The organism is Nonomuraea sp. NPDC049646 (assembly GCF_044465525.1).
In the GTDB taxonomy this organism is placed as follows: Bacteria; Actinomycetota; Actinomycetes; order Streptosporangiales; family Streptosporangiaceae; genus Nonomuraea.
Genome location: NZ_JBITLU010000001.1, coordinates 432576 through 450502, shown reverse-complemented (window position 1 = coordinate 450502; position 17927 = coordinate 432576). Strand labels below are relative to the sequence as shown.

The 17927-nt window shown below is 74.4% G+C and carries 13 protein-coding genes; 7 read left to right on the top strand and 6 right to left on the bottom strand.

The window, feature by feature from the left end; translation table 11 throughout:
* The first annotated feature begins 133 nt into the window (after positions 1 to 133).
* The 7 genes from ACIBQ8_RS02125 to ACIBQ8_RS02095 all read left to right on the top strand — a co-directional run bounded on the left by ACIBQ8_RS02125 (position 134) and on the right by ACIBQ8_RS02095 (position 10806).
* Positions 134 to 1522, top strand: coding sequence for a serine hydrolase domain-containing protein (locus ACIBQ8_RS02125; RefSeq protein WP_397190743.1), 1389 nt, complete (start codon positions 134 to 136; stop codon positions 1520 to 1522).
* A 170-nt stretch (positions 1523 to 1692) separates the two neighbouring features.
* Positions 1693 to 3753, top strand: a complete 2061-nt coding sequence (locus ACIBQ8_RS02120) for a dipeptide ABC transporter ATP-binding protein (RefSeq protein WP_397190742.1) — start codon at positions 1693 to 1695, stop codon at positions 3751 to 3753.
* On the top strand, positions 3750 to 4700 hold the full coding sequence (locus tag ACIBQ8_RS02115; protein ID WP_397168287.1) for an ABC transporter permease: 951 nt from the start codon (positions 3750 to 3752) through the stop codon (positions 4698 to 4700). The genes ACIBQ8_RS02120 and ACIBQ8_RS02115 overlap by 4 nt, the downstream gene beginning before the upstream one ends.
* Positions 4697 to 5584, top strand: coding sequence for an ABC transporter permease (locus ACIBQ8_RS02110; RefSeq protein ID WP_397168285.1), 888 nt, complete (start codon positions 4697 to 4699; stop codon positions 5582 to 5584). Before ACIBQ8_RS02115 ends, ACIBQ8_RS02110 begins: the two co-directional genes overlap by 4 nt.
* Positions 5585 to 5630: 46 nt before the next feature.
* Positions 5631 to 7493 (top strand): ABC transporter substrate-binding protein, encoded by a 1863-nt coding sequence (locus ACIBQ8_RS02105; protein ID WP_397190741.1) that lies wholly within the window; start codon positions 5631 to 5633, stop codon positions 7491 to 7493.
* Positions 7490 to 8722 carry an erythromycin esterase family protein gene (locus tag ACIBQ8_RS02100; RefSeq protein WP_397190740.1) on the top strand — a complete coding sequence of 411 codons (1233 nt, stop codon included), beginning with the start codon at positions 7490 to 7492 and terminating at the stop codon, positions 8720 to 8722. Before ACIBQ8_RS02105 ends, ACIBQ8_RS02100 begins: the two co-directional genes overlap by 4 nt.
* Positions 8719 to 10806, top strand: coding sequence for a prolyl oligopeptidase family serine peptidase (locus tag ACIBQ8_RS02095; RefSeq protein ID WP_397190739.1), 2088 nt, complete (start codon positions 8719 to 8721; stop codon positions 10804 to 10806). Before ACIBQ8_RS02100 ends, ACIBQ8_RS02095 begins: the two co-directional genes overlap by 4 nt.
* On the opposite strand, the gene ACIBQ8_RS02090 is transcribed toward ACIBQ8_RS02095, so the two are convergent.
* From ACIBQ8_RS02090 to ACIBQ8_RS02065, 6 genes are all read right to left on the bottom strand, one after another.
* Positions 10784 to 12445, bottom strand: coding sequence for a helix-turn-helix domain-containing protein (locus ACIBQ8_RS02090; RefSeq protein WP_397190738.1), 1662 nt, complete (start codon positions 12443 to 12445; stop codon positions 10784 to 10786). The genes ACIBQ8_RS02095 and ACIBQ8_RS02090 overlap by 23 nt on opposite strands.
* Before the next feature lie 89 nt (positions 12446 to 12534).
* The gene (gene menC / locus ACIBQ8_RS02085) at positions 12535 to 13644 is read right to left on the bottom strand and encodes an o-succinylbenzoate synthase (protein ID WP_397168276.1); all 1110 of its coding nucleotides are present in this window, start codon (positions 13642 to 13644) and stop codon (positions 12535 to 12537) included.
* A complete protein-coding gene (locus ACIBQ8_RS02080) occupies positions 13641 to 14528 on the bottom strand; it encodes a GNAT family N-acetyltransferase (RefSeq protein ID WP_397168274.1) in 888 nt (295 codons plus the stop codon). Before ACIBQ8_RS02080 ends, menC begins: the two co-directional genes overlap by 4 nt.
* Before the next feature lie 113 nt (positions 14529 to 14641).
* On the bottom strand, positions 14642 to 15769 hold the full coding sequence (locus ACIBQ8_RS02075; protein ID WP_397190737.1) for a M20 family metallopeptidase: 1128 nt from the start codon (positions 15767 to 15769) through the stop codon (positions 14642 to 14644).
* Positions 15770 to 15893: 124 nt separating this feature from the next.
* Positions 15894 to 16556 (bottom strand): potassium channel family protein, encoded by a 663-nt coding sequence (locus tag ACIBQ8_RS02070; RefSeq protein WP_397168270.1) that lies wholly within the window; start codon positions 16554 to 16556, stop codon positions 15894 to 15896.
* Entirely contained in the window at positions 16549 to 17907 is a 1359-nt protein-coding gene (locus ACIBQ8_RS02065; RefSeq protein ID WP_397190736.1) for a TrkH family potassium uptake protein, read from the bottom strand. The genes ACIBQ8_RS02070 and ACIBQ8_RS02065 overlap by 8 nt, the downstream gene beginning before the upstream one ends.
* Positions 17908 to 17927 lie beyond the last annotated feature (20 nt).

The following is a 17927-nucleotide window of genomic DNA, read 5'->3' as shown; positions in this document are numbered from 1 at the left end:
TGAAATATCTGTCATAGAACACATCGGTCTGGGTCGTTCCGACGAAGAACCGCGGCCGTCATAGTGGCGGTGAACGAACCGGGCGGTCCCCGCCGGCTCTAGGGTCGGGCGCAGTCGACCAGGGGGGACACCGGTGCCGGAGCTGGAGGAGATCGATGCGTGGCTGCGTCACCGGCTGGCGGGGCTGCTCGCCGAGAACGAGGTGCCCGGGGCCGCCGTGGCGGTCCACGCGGGCGGCCGGACGGTCGAGGTCGCGGCCGGGACGCTGAGCACGGCGACGGGCGTCGAGGCGACCCCCGGCTCCCTGTTCCAGATCGGCTCGATCACCAAGGTGCTGACCGCGACGCTGGCCATGCAACTGGCCGACGAGGGCCGGCTCGACCTGGACGCGCCCGTGCGCGACTGCCTCCCGGCGTTCCGGATCGGTGACGAGCGGGCCGCCCGGCGGATCACCGCGCGGCAGCTCATGTGCCACGTCGCGGGCTTCGAGGGGGACGTCTTCACCGACACCGGCAAGGGCGACGACTGCGTCGAACGGTTCCTGGACGTCCTGCACGACGTGCCGCAGCTGTTCGAGCCCGGCGAGATGTTCTCCTACAACAACGCCGGCTACTGCGTGCTGGGCCGGATCATCGAGGTCGTGCGGGGCAAGCCGTTCGACGCGTGCCTGCGCGACCACCTGCTCACGCCGCTCGGCATGACCCACGCCGCCTGCGACCCGTACGAGGCCATCGTGCACCGCACCGCGGTCGGCCACGTCCAGCGCACGCCGGACGGCCCGTACCGGCCGACCCCGGTGTGGGCGCTGGCCCGCTCGAACGCGCCCGCCGGGTCGATGCTGGCGATGCCGCCGCGTGACCTGCTGGCCTTCGCGCGCATGCACCTCGCCGGCGGCGTCGGCCCGGACGGCGCCCGCGTGCTGAGCGCGGAGAGCGTCGCGGAGATGCGGCGGCCGCAGGTCGCCCTGCCCGACTTCGCCCAGGGCACGGCCTGGGGCCTGGGCTGGGAGCTCTTCGAGTGGCCCGGCGGGGCGGTCTTCGGCCACGACGGCAGCACCGTCGGCCAGTCGGCGTGCCTGCGCGTGGCGCCGGGGCGCGACGTGGCGGTGGTCGTCGTCGCCAACGGCGGCCGGACGCGGCCCGTGTTCGCCGAGATCACCGGCCGCGTTCTGGGCGAGCTGGCCGGGGTCGAGCCGCCCGCGCCCCCGGCGCCCGGCCCGGCCCCCGTCCCGCCCGCGAACGCCGCCCGGTACGCCGGCACGTACACGTCGAGCACCTGCGAGACGGAGGTGACCGTGGACGGCGCCGGACGGCTGTGGCTGCGCCGGACGCCCGTGGGCATCACCGCCGACCTGGACGAGGTGCCGTACCGCACCGAGCTGGCCGCCTGGCGCGACGACGTGCTGATCCCCCTCGAACCCGAGCGCGGCGCGCACGCGCCGATCGCCTTCCTCGGCGACGACGGGACCGGCCGCGCCCTCTACCTGCACGACGGCCGCGCCGACCGCCGCACGTCCGGCTGAACCACCGCACCCACAACGGCCCGCCGGCGCTCCCGCGCCGGCGGGCCGTCGTCATGCCCGCCCCCGGCTCCGCGCCGCGCTGATCAGTTGGTCCGCCCGGACGAACCCCGGCCCCAACGTTCGATGTCCGCGACGAACACCGCCGGGGACGCGGGTCCCACTATCGTCGGATGGATTTGGAGAGCGATCGCGTGCTGGCGATCCGGGATCTGTCGGTCGAGATCCGGCGCGGCGACAGGGTCGTCCGCCCGGTCTCGGACGTCAGTCTGGTGCTGAACCGCGGCGAGACCCTGGGGATCGTCGGCGAGACCGGGTCCGGCAAGTCCATGACCGGTCTCGCGATCATGGGCATGCTGCCCGCCGGCGGCCGGGTGACCGGCGGCTCGATCGACTTCGGCGGCGAGGAACTGGTCGGCCTGCCCGCCGCGCGCTACCGGGCCCTGCGCGGCAACGAGATCGCCATGGTGTTCCAGGACTCGCTGACGGCGCTGAACCCGACCCGGCGCATCGGCGACCAGGTCGCCGAGCCGGTCCGGCTGCACCACGGCGCCTCCAGGCGGGCCGCCCGCGAACGCGCCGCCGAGGTGCTCGCCCTGGTCGGCCTGCCCCGCCCGGCCGAGCGCATGGACGACTACCCGCACCAGCTCTCCGGCGGCATGCGGCAGCGCGTGATGATCGCGATGGCGCTGGCCTGCGAGCCGCGGGTGGTCATCGCCGACGAGCCCACCACGGCGCTCGACGTCACCATCCAGGCCGAGATCCTCGACCTCCTGGACGGCCTGCGGTCCCGGCTCGGCATGTCGATGATCCTCATCACCCACGACATGGGCGTCATCGCCCGGCACGCCGACCGCGTCGGCGTCATGTACGCCGGCCGCCTGGCCGAGACCGCCCCCACCCCCGTGCTCTTCGCCCGGACCCGCCACCGCTACACGCACGCGCTGCTGGCCTCGATCCCCTCGCTCACCCACGACCGGGACGAGCGGCTGTTCAGCATCCCCGGCGCGCCGCCCGACCTGACCGCGGCCGGGCCCGGCTGCCCGTTCGCGCCGCGCTGCGACGCCGCTACCGACCGGTGCCGCGAGGAGCGTCCGGCCCCCGTGACCGAGGACGGCGGGCACCTGTATGCCTGCCACCACCCGGCCACCGGACCGGCCGACCGGGTCGTGAGCCGCTTCCGCGCCCGCCCGGTGGAGCCGCCGGCGTCCTCGGAGCGCGCGCCGCGGCTGCGCGTCGCCGACCTCAGGCGCGAGTACCCGGTCGGCGGCAGGGGCCTGTTCGGCGCGCGCCGCACCCTCAAGGCGGTCTCCGGCGTGAGCTTCGAGGTTGCTGCGGGGGAGACGTTCGGGCTGGTCGGCGAGTCGGGGTGCGGGAAGTCCACGCTGGGCAGGATGCTCGTCGCCCTCGACCGGCCCACCTCCGGCGAGGTGATCTTCGACGGCGAGCCGGTCAGCCGGATGGGCGCGCGGGCGCTCGGCCCGCGCCGGAGCCGGCTGCAGATGATGTTCCAGGACTCCGGCGCCGCCCTCGACCCCCGCATGCGCATCGGCACGATCCTGCGCGAGCCCCTGGCGATCCAGGGCGCGGGCGACCGCGCCCACCGCACGGCCCGCGCCCGCGAGCTGCTGCGGGACGTCGGCCTTCCCGCGGGCGTCATGGAGCGCTACCCGCACGAGCTGTCCGGCGGGCAGCGGCAGCGGGTGAACCTGGCCCGCGCCCTGGCCCTGGACCCGGCGGTGCTGGTCGCCGACGAGCCGGTCAGCGCCCTGGACGTCTCCATCCGCTCCCAGGTGCTCAACCTCATGCGCGCGATCCAGCTCGAACGCGGCCTCAGCAGCGTGGTGATCTCGCACGACCTCGCCGTCGTGCGGTACCTGGCCGACCGGGTCGGCGTCATGTACCTGGGCAAGCTGGTCGAGACCGGCACCACCGAAGAGGTGTACGGCGCCCCCGCCCACCCCTACACCGCCGGCCTGCTGGCCGCCGTCCCCGACGCGGACCCGCAGGCCCGGCAGCCGCGCGGCGAACGCGTGCGAGGCGAGCTGCCGAGCCCGATCGACCCGCCCAGCGGCTGCCGCTTCCGCACCCGCTGCGCCCTGGCAGACGACCTGTGCGCCCAGGCCGAGCCCCTCCCGCGGCCGGTCACCGGCAGCCACCAGGTCGCCTGCCACCACCCGCTCCAGCCGCTCGAACCCGCGGCCACCCCGCTGAAGGGAGCCTCCCGGTCATGACCTGGTACGTCGTCCGGCGCCTGGCGATCTCGGTCGTCGTCCTGCTCGGCATCTCCGCGGTGGTGTTCCTGCTGCTGCACCTCGTCTCGGACAGCCCGGGGCGGGTGGTCCTGGGCCAGCGCGCCTCGCCCGAGGCGGTCGCCGACTTCAACCGGCAGCACGGGTACGACCGCCCGGTCCTCGCCCAGTACGTCGGCTACCTGGGCCGGCTCGCCCGGGGAGACCTGGGCAGGTCGTACAAGCTGAACGAGAACGTGGCCACCCTGCTCGGGCAGAACGCCGGCCGCAGCGCGATGCTCTCCGCGGCCGGACTGGCGCTCGCGCTGGTGATCGCCGTGCCCCTCGGCGTGCTCCAGGCGGTCCGGCGCAACAGCGTCGCCGACCGGCTGCTCACGGCGGTCTCGTACGTGCTCTACGCGACGCCGTCGTTCCTGCTCGGGCTGATCCTCATCGCCGTCTTCAGCCAGGCGCTGCCGATCTTCCCGGCCGAGGCGTCCCAGTCGCACTCGCCCTGGGTCGTGCTCACCGATCCGCGGGCGATGGCGCTGCCGGTCATCACGCTGGCCGCGGCCAGCGTCGCGGTGTTCGCGCAGTACCAGCGCTCCTCGGCCCTGGACCAGCTCGGCCAGGACTACATCCGGGTGGCGCGGGCCAAGGGCCTGCCCGAGCGGCTGATCCTGCTGCGCCACCTGCTGCGCAACGCCTGCCTGCCGCTGGTCACCCTGGTCGGCACGCTCATCCCCACCCTCCTGGCGGGCAACCTGATCGTCGAGTCGCTGTTCAACTATCCCGGCCTCGGCCTGCTGTTCCTCAACAGCCTGCAACGCGAGGACTATCCGGTGCTGCTCGCCTACACCCTCGTCGGCGGCGTCCTGACCGTGGCCGGCAACTTCGTCGCCGACCTCGTGGTCGCCGCCGCCGACCGCCGAATCGAGCTGACGAAATGACCACACAGAACGTGGAGGCCACGCCGGAGGCCGAGACCGTCCCGGCGCGGGACCGGCGCCGGGTGCTGCGCGGGCTCCGGCGCAGCCCGCTCGGCCTGACCGGCGGCCTGCTCCTGCTGCTGATCGCCGGGTTCTGCTTCCTCGGGCCGCTGCTCCACCCCACCAACCAGATCGACGTGGACCTGGTCAACGCGGCCCTGCCGCCCGGCCCCGGCCATCCGCTCGGCACGGACGCCAACGGCTTCGACGTGCTCGGCCGGCTGATGGCCGGCGGCCGCCTGTCGCTGCAGATCGGCCTGCTCGCCGCCCTGTTCGCCACCGCGATCGGCACCCTGTACGGCGCCGTCGCGGGCCTGGCCGGAGGCGTCGTGGACGGGTTCCTCATGCGGCTGGTCGACGTCATGCTCTCGGTCCCGTTCCTGTTCTTCGTCCTCATCCTGTCGGCCCGCTTCCACGCCGACGCGCTGTCGCTGAGCCTGGTCATCGGCGGGTTCTCCTGGCTGGTGTCGGCCCGGCTGGTCCGCGGCGAGGTGCTGACGCTGCGGGTGCGGGAGTTCGTGCTGGCCGCGCGGGTGATGGGCGCCTCCCGCCGGCGGCTCATCCTCACCCACCTGATCCCGAACGCGCTCGGCGTGATCATCGTCAACATCACGTTCCAGGTCGCCGACGCGATCCTCGTCGTGGCGGCGCTGGGCTTCCTCGGGTTCGGGCTGACGTACCCGACCGAGGACTGGGGCAGCCAGCTCGCCGGCGGCGTCGCCTACATCTCGGCCGACTACTGGTGGCTGATCTACCCGGTCGGGGGCTGCATCGTCCTGACGGTGCTCGCGCTCAACCTGCTCGCCGACGCCCTGCGCGACGCCGTCGGGCGGCAGGCCGACTGATGGAACCTCGTCGCGCATCTTCACCCCCACATGTAGGGAGCCTGCAATGACGCACGTGTCCGGACAGCGGCGAGCACGCCTGGCGGTGGCGCTCGCCGCCGCGGTGGCGATGCTCGCCACAGCGTGCACCGGCGGCGGGGACGCCGCGAAGGACCCCGCCGCGGCCTACGCCAGCCAGCCGGCGCAGTCGGGCAAGCCCAAGGACGGCGGCACGGTCACCGTCGCGCTGACCCCCGGCCTCAGCCCGAACTACATCTACCCCTACCCGCCGGCCGCCGCCAACGGGACCGTCATCGCCCGCGGCCTGATGTGGCGCTCCCTCTACCGGCCCAGCGGCGAGGGCGACCAGGTGGCCGACGCCGAGCTGAGCCTGGCCGAGCCCCCCGCCTACAGCGCCGACCGCAAGACCGTGACCATCAAGATGAAGGACTACAAGTGGTCCGACGGCAACCCGGTCACCGCCGGTGACGTCGTCTTCTCCCTGACGCTGCTCAAGGCGGCGCTCGCGGAGAGCCCGGCCAACTGGAGCTTCTACACCCCGGGCCAGTTCCCCGACGGGGTCACCGCCAAGGCCGCCGCGCCCGGCACGCTGACCCTCGAACTGGAGACGGCCTACAACCCGTCGTACCTGATGTCGATGCTGACGCTGCTGTACGTGATGCCGTCCAAGGCGTGGGACATCGACCGCGCGGGCGGCCCGCACCTCGACTACAGCAAGCCGAAGAACGCCACGGCGATCTACAAGTACCTCACCAAGGAGTCGGAGTCGCAGTCCACGTTCGCCACCAACCCGCTGTGGCAGGTGGTCAACGGCCCGTACCGGCTCAAGAGCTTCGACCCGACGACCGGCTCGTTCTCGCTGGCGCCCAACGAGTCCTACAGCGGGCCCGGCGACTCGCGGCTCGACCAGGTCGACTTCAAGGCGTTCACCTCGGCCGCCGCGGTGCTCAACCAGTTCAAGGCGGGGAACCTGACCGTCGGCACGCTCGACTCCAGCTTCATCACGCAGATCGGCGCGCTGAAGGCCAAGGGGTTCAACGTCTACGGCGCGCCCGCGCCCGCCCGCTTCGACTCGCTGACCATCAACTTCGGCAACACCGTGAACGGCTTCGACAAGATCATCGCCCAGCCGTACGTCCGGCAGGCCCTCCAGCGCCTGATCGACCAGCCGGGCTACATCGCCGGCCGGGGCATCTACAACGGCGCGGGCTCGCCCAACTACAGCACCGCGGGCAGCGGCTCGCCGTACCCGCCGGCGTTCGGCGACGCGCCGCCGTACCCGCACGACCCGGCGGCGGCGGCCAAGCTGCTCACCGACAACGGCTGGCAGGTGGTCCAGAACGGCTCCACCACCTGCGTGCGGCCCGGCACCGGGCCGGGCGAGTGCGGCGCCGGCATCCCGCGCGGCCAGAAGATCAGCTTCACCCTGGCCTCCGCGAACACCCCCGCCTACGTCGGCGCCCGGGACGTCGCCTTCGCCTCGGCGGCCAAGAAGCTCGGCATCGAGGTCAAGATCGTCACCAAGTCCCTCACCTACATGTACGCCAACTACGGCAACACCTTCGCCCCCGCGAACAAGAACGAGTGGGCGATGCAGGACTACGGACCGCTCTACCTGGCGGCCGGTTACCCCAGCAGCAACACCGTGTTCAACGCCAAGGGCAGCTTCAACCTCGGCGGCTACCGCGACGACGAGGTGGACCGGCTCATCGACGCCTCGACCTTCGGCGCCGACGCCGGGGCCCTGTCGGCCGAGGTGACCAGAATCGCCCAGGAACTGCCCGTGCTGTTCTTCCCGACCCCGCACACCCTGGTCGTGTGGAAGGACACGCTGTCCGGCCCGCAGTCGTCGTTCCGGGCCCTGCTCAGCTACCTGTACACGCCCGAACTGTGGTACTTCCACGCATGACGCCCGACGCCTTCGCCCGGCCGCTGCGCCACCTCGACCCGGCCGCCGCCGCCGTCGCGGACGCCCGCACGCTGCGCGAGCTGGTCGGCGACGCCCGCGTGGTGGCCGTCGGCGAGGGGGCGCACAACGTCACCGAGTTCTACCGGCTCAAGGACCGGCTGTTCCGCATCCTCGTCCGCGAGCTGGGGTTCTCGGCGTTCGTGATGGAGTCCGGCTTCGCCGAGGGGCTGGCCGTGGACGCCTGGGTCCACGGCGGGCCCGGCGCGGCGGCGACGGTCGCCCGCGACGGCATCACCTACCGGTTCGGCGAGTGCGAGCCGATGCGGCGGCAGCTTCGCTGGATGCGCCGCCGCAACTCGGCGGGCCCGGCGCAGGTCTCCTTCTACGGGATGGACCTGCCCGGCTCGTCCACCTCGCCCGGCCCGGCGGTGCGCGCGTGCCTGGACCGCATGCCGGCCGGGCCGGGCGACGAGGAGCTGCTGATCCTGAGCGACCTGGGCGGCCGGACCGAGGCGGCGGTCCGGTACGCGGCCATGCCCCCGGCCGGCCGGGCCCGCCTGATCGCGGGGCTGCGCGAGCTGGCCGGGCGCGCCCTCCGGTCGCAGGACCCGGTGCTGCGCCGGTGCGCCGCCTCCCTCCAGGCGTTCGCCGACGAGGCCGAGGCGGGGGAGGCCGTGCCGGCGGGCCTGCCGTATCCCCGGGACCGGTTCATGGCCGAGACCGTGGAATGGGTGCTCGAACGGGAGGAGCGGATCGTCGTCAGCGCCCACAACTCCCACGTCCGGCGCTCGCCCTTCCACGGCCGGCCGACGCTGGGCGGCATGCTCGCCGCGTCCCTGGGAGACGGCCTGGTCGTCGTCGGCACGACCTACGGCTCCGGCCCGGAGGTGCGCTTCACGCAGCGCTCCCCGCGGCCGTTCGACTGCGACGTCTCGCTGGAGGCGCGCACCCTGCCGCTTAACTGCGTGGAGGCGCCGCTCGACCGCCTCGGCCCGCCCGTGACCGTCGTCGACCTGCGCCGCGCGCCGGGGGAGCTGTTCGACGGGATCGACGGCACGCTCGCCGGCGGCGGCCTCGACCCGGTGGACGACTTCCCGGCCGCCTACGACGCCCTGATCCACGTCCGCCGGGTCGGCCGGGTCCCCGGCGCGTTCGAACGGCTCCAGGCCGAGTTCGACGCCGCCCGTCCCGCCAGTCCCGCCCGTCCTGAATCGCCGGAGTTGTCGTGACCCTCTCCTATCCGCTCGCCTATCCGCCCGCGCGCACCGTCGAGGTCGTCGAGGACGTCGCGGGCGTCCGCGTGCCCGATCCGTACCGGTGGCTGGAGGAGGAGACGCCCGAGGTGCGGCGGTGGCAGCGGCGGCAGGCCGAGCTGGCCGCCGCCGTCGCCTACGACGGGCAGGACCCGGCGGCCGTCCGGGAGCTGATCCTGGCCTTCGACGCCGGTTCCCGCCCGCCGCTGCCCAAGTATGCGGCCGGCCGCTGGTTCCGCCCGGTCACCCCGCCCGGCGGGACGGCGGCCACCGTGGTCGTCGCCGACCAGCCCTACGGCCCCGGCCGGACGGTGGCCGACCTGGCGCAGTTCGGCGGCACGCGGGACGCGGTGCTGTCCTGGCTGGCGCCCTCCCCGGACGGCCGCGTCCTGGCCCTCGGCGTGTGCGTCGACGGCAGCGAGCACAACACCATCCGGCTCGTCGAGGTCGACACCGGCCGCACGCTCGACGCGCCCGCCCAGGTCCTGCACAGCGCGTGGGCCGGCGGCGTCTCCTGGACGCCCGACAGCGGCGGCTTCTCCTTCCTCGCGCTCACCGGCCCGCCGGAGGAGTTCCGGCAGGCGGTCTTCACCCACCGCCTCGGGACGCCGGGGGAGACCGTCGTGGAGCCGATCCCGGTCCCGGCCGGCTCGCGGGAGTACACGCTCGTCCAGTTCTCCCCGGACGGCCGCTGGGCCGTGGCCGCGCACCGGGTGGGCAGCCCGATCCCGTGCGCCGTCCGCGACCTGTCCGTGCCCGGGTCGGCGTGGCGGCCCTTCGTCACCCGCTGCGCCGGCACGGTCGCCGGCCACGTCGTCGGCGACCGCTACGTGGCGGTGACCGACGTCGGCGCGCCGCGCGGCCGGGTGGTCGCCATCCCGCTCGACGCCGCCGACCCGGACGACCCGTCGGGATGGACGGAGCTGGTGCCCGAGGGCGAGACCGTGCTGCGCTCGCTCACGCCGGTCGGCGAGCACCTGTACCTCAGCGAGTTCGACCGGACGTTCGCCCGGGTGCGGATCCTCGACCGCGCGGGCGCCGTCGCCGGCGAGGTGCCGCTGCCCGGCCGGGGCGCGCTCGCCGCCCCCTTCTTCGCCCTGACCGCCCTGGCCACCGGCGTGCCCGCGGCCGACTTCGTCTTCGCCTTCTCCACGCTGACCAGCTCCTGGGGCGTCTACCGGCACCGGCCCGGCCAGGGCGCGCCGCACACCCTGTCGGCCCCGGCGGTCACGCTCGACGCCGAGGTGGCGGAGGGGCAGGCGGTGGCGGCCGACGGGGTCGCGGTGCCGTACCACGTGGTGCGCCCGGCCGGTCTCGACCCGGCGCGGCCCGCGCCGGTGCTCGTCTCGGCGTACGGGGCGGCCAACGTGCCGCTCCTTCCCCAGTACCAGCCGGACCTGGCCGCGTTCGTCGCCGCCGGGGGCGTGCTGGTGCAGGCGTACCTGCGCGGGGGCGGCGAGTTCGGCGGGGACTGGTACCGGGCCGCGCACCGGGAGCGGCGGCACGTCCGCGACTCCGATCTGGTGGCCGTCGCCGAGCACCTGATCGCCGAGGGCGTGACGGCCGCCGACCGGCTGGCGCTGACCGGCGGCTCCGACGGCGGGCTCATGTGCGGGATCGCCGTCACCACCCGGCCCGAGCTGTGGCGGGCCGTCCTGCCGCGGGCGCCGCTGCTGGACCTGATCGGCGGCACCCGCGACCCGTACCTCGACTTCGTCATCCGCAAGGCGTGGGCGGACCCGGACGACCCCGAGGAGGTCCGGCGGCTGCTGCGGATGTCGCCGTACGAGCGGGTGCGCCCCGGCGTCTTCCCCGCGGTCTACCTCCAGGCCGGGGCGACGGACCCGCGCTGCCGTCCCTGGCACGCGCGCAAGTTCGCCGCCCGCCTCCAGGCGGCCCAGCAGGGGGACGAGCCCGTCCTGCTGCACGTCTTCGACGACGCCGGGCACGGCGCGGCCACCCCCCAGGACGTGGCGGTCGCCCAGGACGCCGAATGGCTGGCCTTCCTCATCGGCACGCTCGGCCTGCGCGGCCCGGTCAGTCGTCCGGCGCGGACCTGATCGACATCAGGCGCAGCTGCAGCATGGCCGACAGGCGCGCGTCCGGGGAGCCGAGGTCGATCCGGCCCACCTCGGCCGCGCGCCGCAGCCGGTAGCGGAACGTGTTGGGATGGACGAACATCGCGGCGGCGGCCACCGAGACGTCGCCGAAGGCGTCGAGCCAGGCGTCCAGCGTCTCGACCAGGCTCGTCTGGTGCTCCCGGTCATAGGCGACGACCCGGGCGATCGGCCCGCTCGGGACGTCGCCGCGCGGCACGAGGTCGGCCAGCTCCAGCAGCAGCGCGTCCACGTGCACGTCGTCCAGGCGGGCCACCTGGCGTCCGGCGGCGCCCGAGCGCAGCACGCGCAGCGCCCGGTCGGCGCCCGAACGCGAGCGGGCCAGGGCCGAGATGTCCCCGGCCGGCCGGCCCACCCCGACCAGCGGGCGCAGGCGGGAGCCGACCCGGGCCAGGAACTCGGTGGCCACCAGGACCGCGCGCTCGTCGGCGTCCTGCCGGTTCTGCGGCAGTGGCAGGATGCCGTAGGCGACGTCGCCGACCAGCGCGGCGGCGGCCCGCGGGTGCACGGCCGACAGGTGCATGGCGAAGGCGTCGGCCAGCCGCTTGCGCTCGGCGGCGAGCTGGGCGGGCAGCGGGCTCTCGCCCGGCGGGCCGACGACGGTGAGCGCGAGGACGACCGCGGGCTCGTCCTTCAGCCCCAGGCGGCGGGCGGCCTCCAGGGAGCCGGGCCCGCTCTCCAGCGCGGTGCCCAGCAGCTCGGCCCGCAGCCGCCGTTCCATGTCGGCGTCGGCGCGCTGCCACACCATGTGCATCGCGACCAGCTTGGACGCCTCGTAGAGCGCCTGGGCGCGCTCCTCGCCCAGCGGCTCGGGGACGACGACCCAGATCGTGCCGAGGATCTCGTCGCCGGCGCGCACCGCGATCGCCGCCCGGGGCAGCGCGGGCGGCTGCCGGCCCTCGGGGTCGGGCAGGGGCGCCACGAAGACGGGCCGGTCGCTGCGGTAGATCGCCTGGAAGACGCCGCGTTCCTCCAGGATGCGGGTGTACTGCTCCGGGACCTGGCGGCCCAGGATCGTCCGCACGCGGGAGGTGTCGGTGTCCTCCTGGCGGCTGGAGAAGGCCAGCAGCCGCGAGTGGCGGTCCTCGATGGTGACGGGCGCGTCGAGCAGCGCGGCGATGGCGTTGGCCACGGCGAACAGGTCGCCGGACCCGATCCGGCCCGAGGCGTGGGCGTCGGGGCCGAGCCGGCCGCCGTCGGAGGTCAGCTCGCGCAGCATGCCGGCCAGGTGCGTCCAGGACGCTCCGCGGGCGAAGGCCAGCACCGCCACGCCCGCCCGGCCCGCCGCCGCGACCAGCCGCTCGTCGGCGACGACGGGCGCCCGGACGACCAGCGCGGCGGCGCCGTGCCGCCCGAGCCGGGTCACCACCTGGGCGATCTCGGCCGGGTCGTGCAGGCCGACGCCGAGGACCAGCGCGTCGGCCGGCAGCTCGGGCTCGTCGAGCGGGTCGTGGATGACGACGCCGCCGATGTCGCGGGCGAGCCCGGCGTCGCCGCAGACGACCTGGAGCAGGGTGGTACCGAGTTCCTCCAGGACGCGGCCCAGGCTGGCACGCGGGAGGCCGGTCACGGGGACAAGCACGCTCCCGAAGCTAGCGCCGCCCCGGTGGCCCATCCTTCGTCCAGGACGACGAAATGCCACCGGCTGATCTGTCGGGACGGACCAACGGCTCAGGACGGCATCGGCACCCACGTCCTGGCGACGGTGACCTCCTCCAGCACCTCCGGGATCGGGGCGACGCCGATCCCCGGGCCGGTCGGCACGGCGAGATGGCCGTCCACCAGGCGGAACGGCGGCGTCAGGTCGGTGCGGTAGTAGCGGTCGGAGGCCGAGGTGTCGCCGGGCAGCAGGAACCCGGGCAGCGCGGCGAGCGCCACGTTGGCGGCCCGGCCCACGCCGGTCTCCAGCATGCCGCCGCACCACACCGGGACGTCGTGCGCGGCGCACACGTCGTGGATGCGCCGGGCCTCCAGATGGCCGCCGACCCGGCCCGGCTTGATGTTGACCACCTGGCAGGCCCCGAGCGCGATGGCGTCGGCGGCGGCGCGAGCCGAGACGATCGACTCGTCCAGGCAGATCGGCGTCGTGATCCGCTCGGCCAGCCGGGCGTGCCCGAGCAGGTCGTCCTGCGCGAACGGCTGCTCGATCAGCAGCAGGCCGAACGGGTCCAGCCCGGCCAGGTGCCGGGCGTCGCCGCGCCCGTACGCGGTGTTGGCGTCCACCTGGAGCGGGACGTCGCCGAACCGCTCGCGCACGGCCCGGACCGGCTCGACGTCCCAGCCGGGCTCGATCTTCAGCTTGATCCGCAGGTAGCCCGCGTCCAGGTACTCGGCGACGGCGTCGAGCAGCGCCGGGATCGACCCGGTGATGCCCACCGACACCCCGCACGGCACGCTGTCGCGCACCGCCCCGAGCGCGTGGGCCAGCGGGACGCCGCGGGCGCGCAGGTCCGCGTCCAGGACGGCGGTCTCCAGGGCGGCCTTGGCCATCCGGTGCCCCTTGAACGCCGCCAGCGCCGGGGCGACCTTGTGGGCGTCCAGGTCGGCCACGCCGGCCAGCGCCGGGACCAGGAAGCGGGCCAGCACGTCGGCGGCGGCGTCGGTGTACTCCGAGGAGTACAGGGGCGCCGTGCCCGCGCCGCACTCGCCCCAGCCCTCGGCCTCGCCGGTGACGACCCGCACCAGCACCGCCCGCCGCACCGTCTCGGTGCCGAACGACGTGCGGAACGGCGTCACGAGCGGCATCTCGACCGTGCGGACCTCCACACCGGTGATCTTCACTCCGTCTCCTGTCTGTCCACGATGTACCAGCCTGTCCGGTCGAAGCCGCGTACCCGGCCGCCCTGTTCGAGCAGTTCGCCCAGTACGTCCCGCAGTGCCCTGCGCCAGTCGGCGGCGCGGGCCGGGTCGCTCTCGCGCATCGCCTCGACGTCGCCGGGCACGCCGACCAGGACGGTGGCCGCGCCGGCGTACCGGACCAGCGGCCCGCCCGCCGCCGACGCCTCCAGCGCCACGGCCGCGCCCGCCGCCCGCGCCGCCGCCGCGTCCGCCACGGCCGGGCGGCCCGCGCAGGCCGCCTCGACGACGGGCGTCTCCAGCCGCCAGCGGACCAGGACGCGGTCGGTGGCGTCGGCGCGGTTGATGTCGTCGTCCATGGGGCCGTAGAAGTCCGGCAGGTACTCGGCCGGGTCGGCGCCCAGCTTGGCCAGGTTGAAGTAGGCGTTGCGGCGGACCAGCGGGTCGTAGGTCCAGCAGATCTCGCCGACGCCGCGCAGCATCGCCCAGGCCCGCTGGTGCAGCTTCATGGCGAACCCGACGTTGCGGCCCTGCATGCCCGCCACCACGCCGGCGATGTGACTGTGCAGGGCGGCGCGCGCCGGCGGCGAGAAGAAGCCGAAGCACGCGCCCACCATCCGGTCGCCGTCGAAGGCGCCGCTCACGTAGCTGCCCGCCTTCGACATCGCGCGCAACATGTCGGCCGTCACCGGCGGGTTGTTCTCGCCGGTGCGCCAGATGTGCTCGTACAGGCGGCGGACGGCTTCCAGCTCGCCGACGCTGTCCAGGGGGCGGATGTCGATGCCCGCGCCGTCGGCGGCGGCCTGCGCCGCGGCGCACGCGGCCTCGACGGGCCGGGAGTCGCGACGGTCACGGATGAGATCAGTCACGCCGGTCATGGTCGCAGCCGCCTTCGTCCCGTAGCTGGTCGGCGAGCACCGGGCGGCGGCGTCCGGTTCGTCCGCCCGGACAACAGCGTCCCGGGTGCCCTTGTGAGGAGCGGTCACCGCGCTGCGGCCAGCAGGTCGGCGACCAGGGCCGTCAGCAGCCGGGTGCGGCCCGGCAGCTCGGCGACCAGCACGTGCTCGTCGTCGGCGTGCGCGCCGCCGCCGACCGCGCCCAGGCCGTCCAGGGTGGGGGTGCCCGTCCCGGCGGTGATGTTGCCGTCGGAGGCCCCGCCCACGGCGACCGCGGCCAGCGGGCCGATCCCGAGGGCGTCGGCGAGCCGGCACGCCCGCTCGAACAGGTCCTTCGACGCCGACGCCGGGAGCGGCGGCCGGTTCGGCCCGCCGCCGACCGTGACGCCCGCCCCGGGCAGCACCGGCCGCAGCCCGCGCATCGCCGCGTCCACCCGGTCCTGCTCGCGGGCGTCCCTGACCCGTACGTCCACGTCGAAGCGGGCCCGCGCGGGCACCGTGTTGACCGTGGTGCCCGCCTCCAGGCGGGTCGGGGTGACGGTCGTGCCCAGCGCGGGATCGGCCAGCGCCGCCACGGCCGCGACCTGGTGGGTCACCTCGACCGTCGCGTTCACGCCGCGTTCCGGCTCCAGCCCGGCGTGCGCGGCCCGGCCCCGCACCAGCACCTCGTACCGGGAGACGCCCTTGCGCTCGGTCTTGAGCGCCCCGCCGGGACCGGCGGCCTCCAGGACCAGCGCCGCCGCGCAGCCGCGGGCCTCGTCCTCGACCAGCCGCCGCGAGGTGGGGGAGCCGGGCTCCTCGTCGCCGGTGACCAGGACGGTCACGCCGTCCAGGTCGTCCAGCGCCGCCAGCGCGTGGAAGGCCATCACCAGCCCGGCCTTCATGTCGAAGCAGCCCGGCCCGCGCAGCACCCCGTCGCGCACCTCGAACGGGTGCCGCTCCAGCGAGCCGACCGGCCACACCGTGTCGTGGTGGCCGAGCAGCAGCACCCGGGGCTCGCCGCCGAACCGCCACCGCAGGTGGGTGCGCCCGTCGATGACCACGCGCTCGGCCTCGGCCCCCAGGCGGGCCGCGCCCAGCCCGGCCACGGCCGTGGCGCTGCGGGCGACCGCGGCCAGGTCGCCGGACGGCGACTCGCAGCGTACGAGCCGCTCGATGTCGGCGATCATCGCGGCCTCGCGGGCCCGGTCGGACGGGGTACGGCGTGGTGTCATGGTGGCTGCCTCCGGTCGGACGGACCGCCCATCATCGTCAACCACGACGCGGACGGGCCTGTCGCACCGGCCAACATCGGCCCGCCTCGTTGGGCCCCGCCGACGACCGCCCCCGGCCGCCCGGCTAGGTCAGGTCGGCGAAGCGCTCGACGTCCTCGGTGCGGCCGGAGACGATGATCACGTCGCCGTACGCCAGCTCGGTGTCGGAACCGGCGTAGGTGAACTCCTCCTCCGCGCTCTTGACCGCCACCACGGTGACGCCGTGCTTGCGGCGCAGGTTGGAACGGCCGAGCGGCACCCCGATGTACTCCTTGGGCGGGCGGGTCTTGGCCATCGCGAAGTTCTCGTCCACCTGCATGAAGTCCAGCATCCGGCCGGTCACCATGTGGGCCACCCGCTCGCCCATGTCGTGCTCGGGGAAGACGACGTGATGGGCGCCGATGCGCCCGAGGATCCGGCCGTGCTGGCGGCTGACGGCCTTGGCCCAGATGTCGTCGATCTCCAGCTCGATCAGCAGCGACGTGGTCAGGATGCTGGCCTCCAGGTCGCCGCCGATGGCCACGACCGCCCGGTAGAAGTCGGGCACGCCGAGCTGGCGCAGCGTCTCCAGGTCGGTGGAGTCGGCGGTGGCGATGTGGGTGATCTGCCCGGCCAGGCTCTGGGCGACCTTCGGCCGGTTGTCGATGGCCAGGACCTCGGTGCCGCGCCGGGTGAGCTCCAGGGCGAGCGAGGTGCCGAACCGGCCCAGGCCGATGACCACGACGGGGTCTGTCTTCTTGTCAGCCAACGATGACACGTTCCTCGGGTAGTTCGTAGCGGCGGGTGCGCTCCTTCAGGGCGAGCGCGGACCCCAGCGTGAGCGGGCCGATGCGCCCGATGAACATCAGCGCCGCCAGCAGCAGGTGCCCGGCGGGCGTGGTCTCGGCGGTGATGCCGGTGGACAGCCCGTTCGTGCCGAACGCCGAGACCACCTCGAACAGCACCTGGTCCAGGCTGTGGGGCGTGATGGCGAGCAGCAGGTAGGTCGAGACGGCGACCAGCACGACGCCGATCATGGTGATCGAGATGACCTGGCGCTGCGCGGACTCGGCCAGGCGCCGGTGGCCGATGTTCACCCGGGGCTCGCCCCGCAGCTCGGCCCAGATGATGAACGCCAGCAGCCCGAACGTGGTGACCTTGATGCCGCCCGCCGTGCCTGCGCTGCCGCCGCCGATGAACATCAGCAGGTCGGTGGCGAGCAGGCTGCTCGGGTAGAGCTGGCCGATGTCGAGGCTGTTGAACCCGCCCGAGCGCGGCATGACCCCGGTGAAGAACGCGGCCAGCAGCTTGCCGGAGTCGTCGAGCCCGCCGAGCGTCCTGGGGTTGCGCCACTCGGTCACCAGGAAGACCAGCGTCCCCACCGCCAGCAGGACGAGCGTCACCCCGACGGTGACCCGGGTGAGCACCGACCAGCGGCTGGGCCGGCGCCAGGCGCGGGCCAGCTCGAACACCACCGGGAAGCCCAGCCCGCCCACGATCACCGCGATCGCGATCGGCAGGCAGATCCACGCGTCGGTGACGAAGCGCATCAGGTTGTCCGGCCACAGCGCGAACCCGGCGTTGTTGAACGCCGACACCGCGTGGAACCAGCCCAGGTACATCGCCCGGCCCAGCGGCTCGCCGTAGCCCGTGACGAAGCGCGCGGTGAGCACGGCGCCGACGATCAGCTCGGAGACCAGGCTGAAGATGACCACGTTGCGCACCACGCGCCGGACGTCGGACATGCTCAGCGTCTTGGTCTCGGCCTGGGCGAACATGCGGGCGCGCAGCCCCAGCCGGCCCGCGACCAGCACGGTGAACAGCGTCGCCATCGTCATGATGCCCAGCCCGCCCACCTGGGCCAGCATGGCGATCACCACCTCCCCGGCCACCGACCAGTGGGTGGCGGTGTCCACCACGACCAGGCCGGTCACGCAGGCCGCGGACGTCGCGGTGAACAGCGCGGTCAGCCAGCCGGCCGACTCGCCCGTGGCGGTGGCCATCGGCGAGGTCAGCAGGGCCGTGCCGGTCAGGATGAGCGCCGCGAACCCGGTCGCGATGACCTGCGCCGGATGGTGGAACCGGGACAGGAAGGCGCCCGTCAGCCGCAGGTTCCTCATGGCGCGCCCCCGCCGCGCGC

Coding starts and splice junctions, on each gene's coding strand:
- ACIBQ8_RS02105 (WP_397190741.1), top strand. CDS start 5,631: ATGACGCACGTGTCCGGACAGCGGCGAGCACGCCTGGCGGTGGCGCTC.
- ACIBQ8_RS02065 (WP_397190736.1), bottom strand. CDS start 17,907: ATGAGGAACCTGCGGCTGACGGGCGCCTTCCTGTCCCGGTTCCACCAT.
- ACIBQ8_RS02075 (WP_397190737.1), bottom strand. CDS start 15,769: ATGACACCACGCCGTACCCCGTCCGACCGGGCCCGCGAGGCCGCGATG.
- ACIBQ8_RS02110 (WP_397168285.1), top strand. CDS start 4,697: ATGACCACACAGAACGTGGAGGCCACGCCGGAGGCCGAGACCGTCCCG.
- ACIBQ8_RS02115 (WP_397168287.1), top strand. CDS start 3,750: ATGACCTGGTACGTCGTCCGGCGCCTGGCGATCTCGGTCGTCGTCCTG.
- ACIBQ8_RS02100 (WP_397190740.1), top strand. CDS start 7,490: ATGACGCCCGACGCCTTCGCCCGGCCGCTGCGCCACCTCGACCCGGCC.
- ACIBQ8_RS02120 (WP_397190742.1), top strand. CDS start 1,693: ATGGATTTGGAGAGCGATCGCGTGCTGGCGATCCGGGATCTGTCGGTC.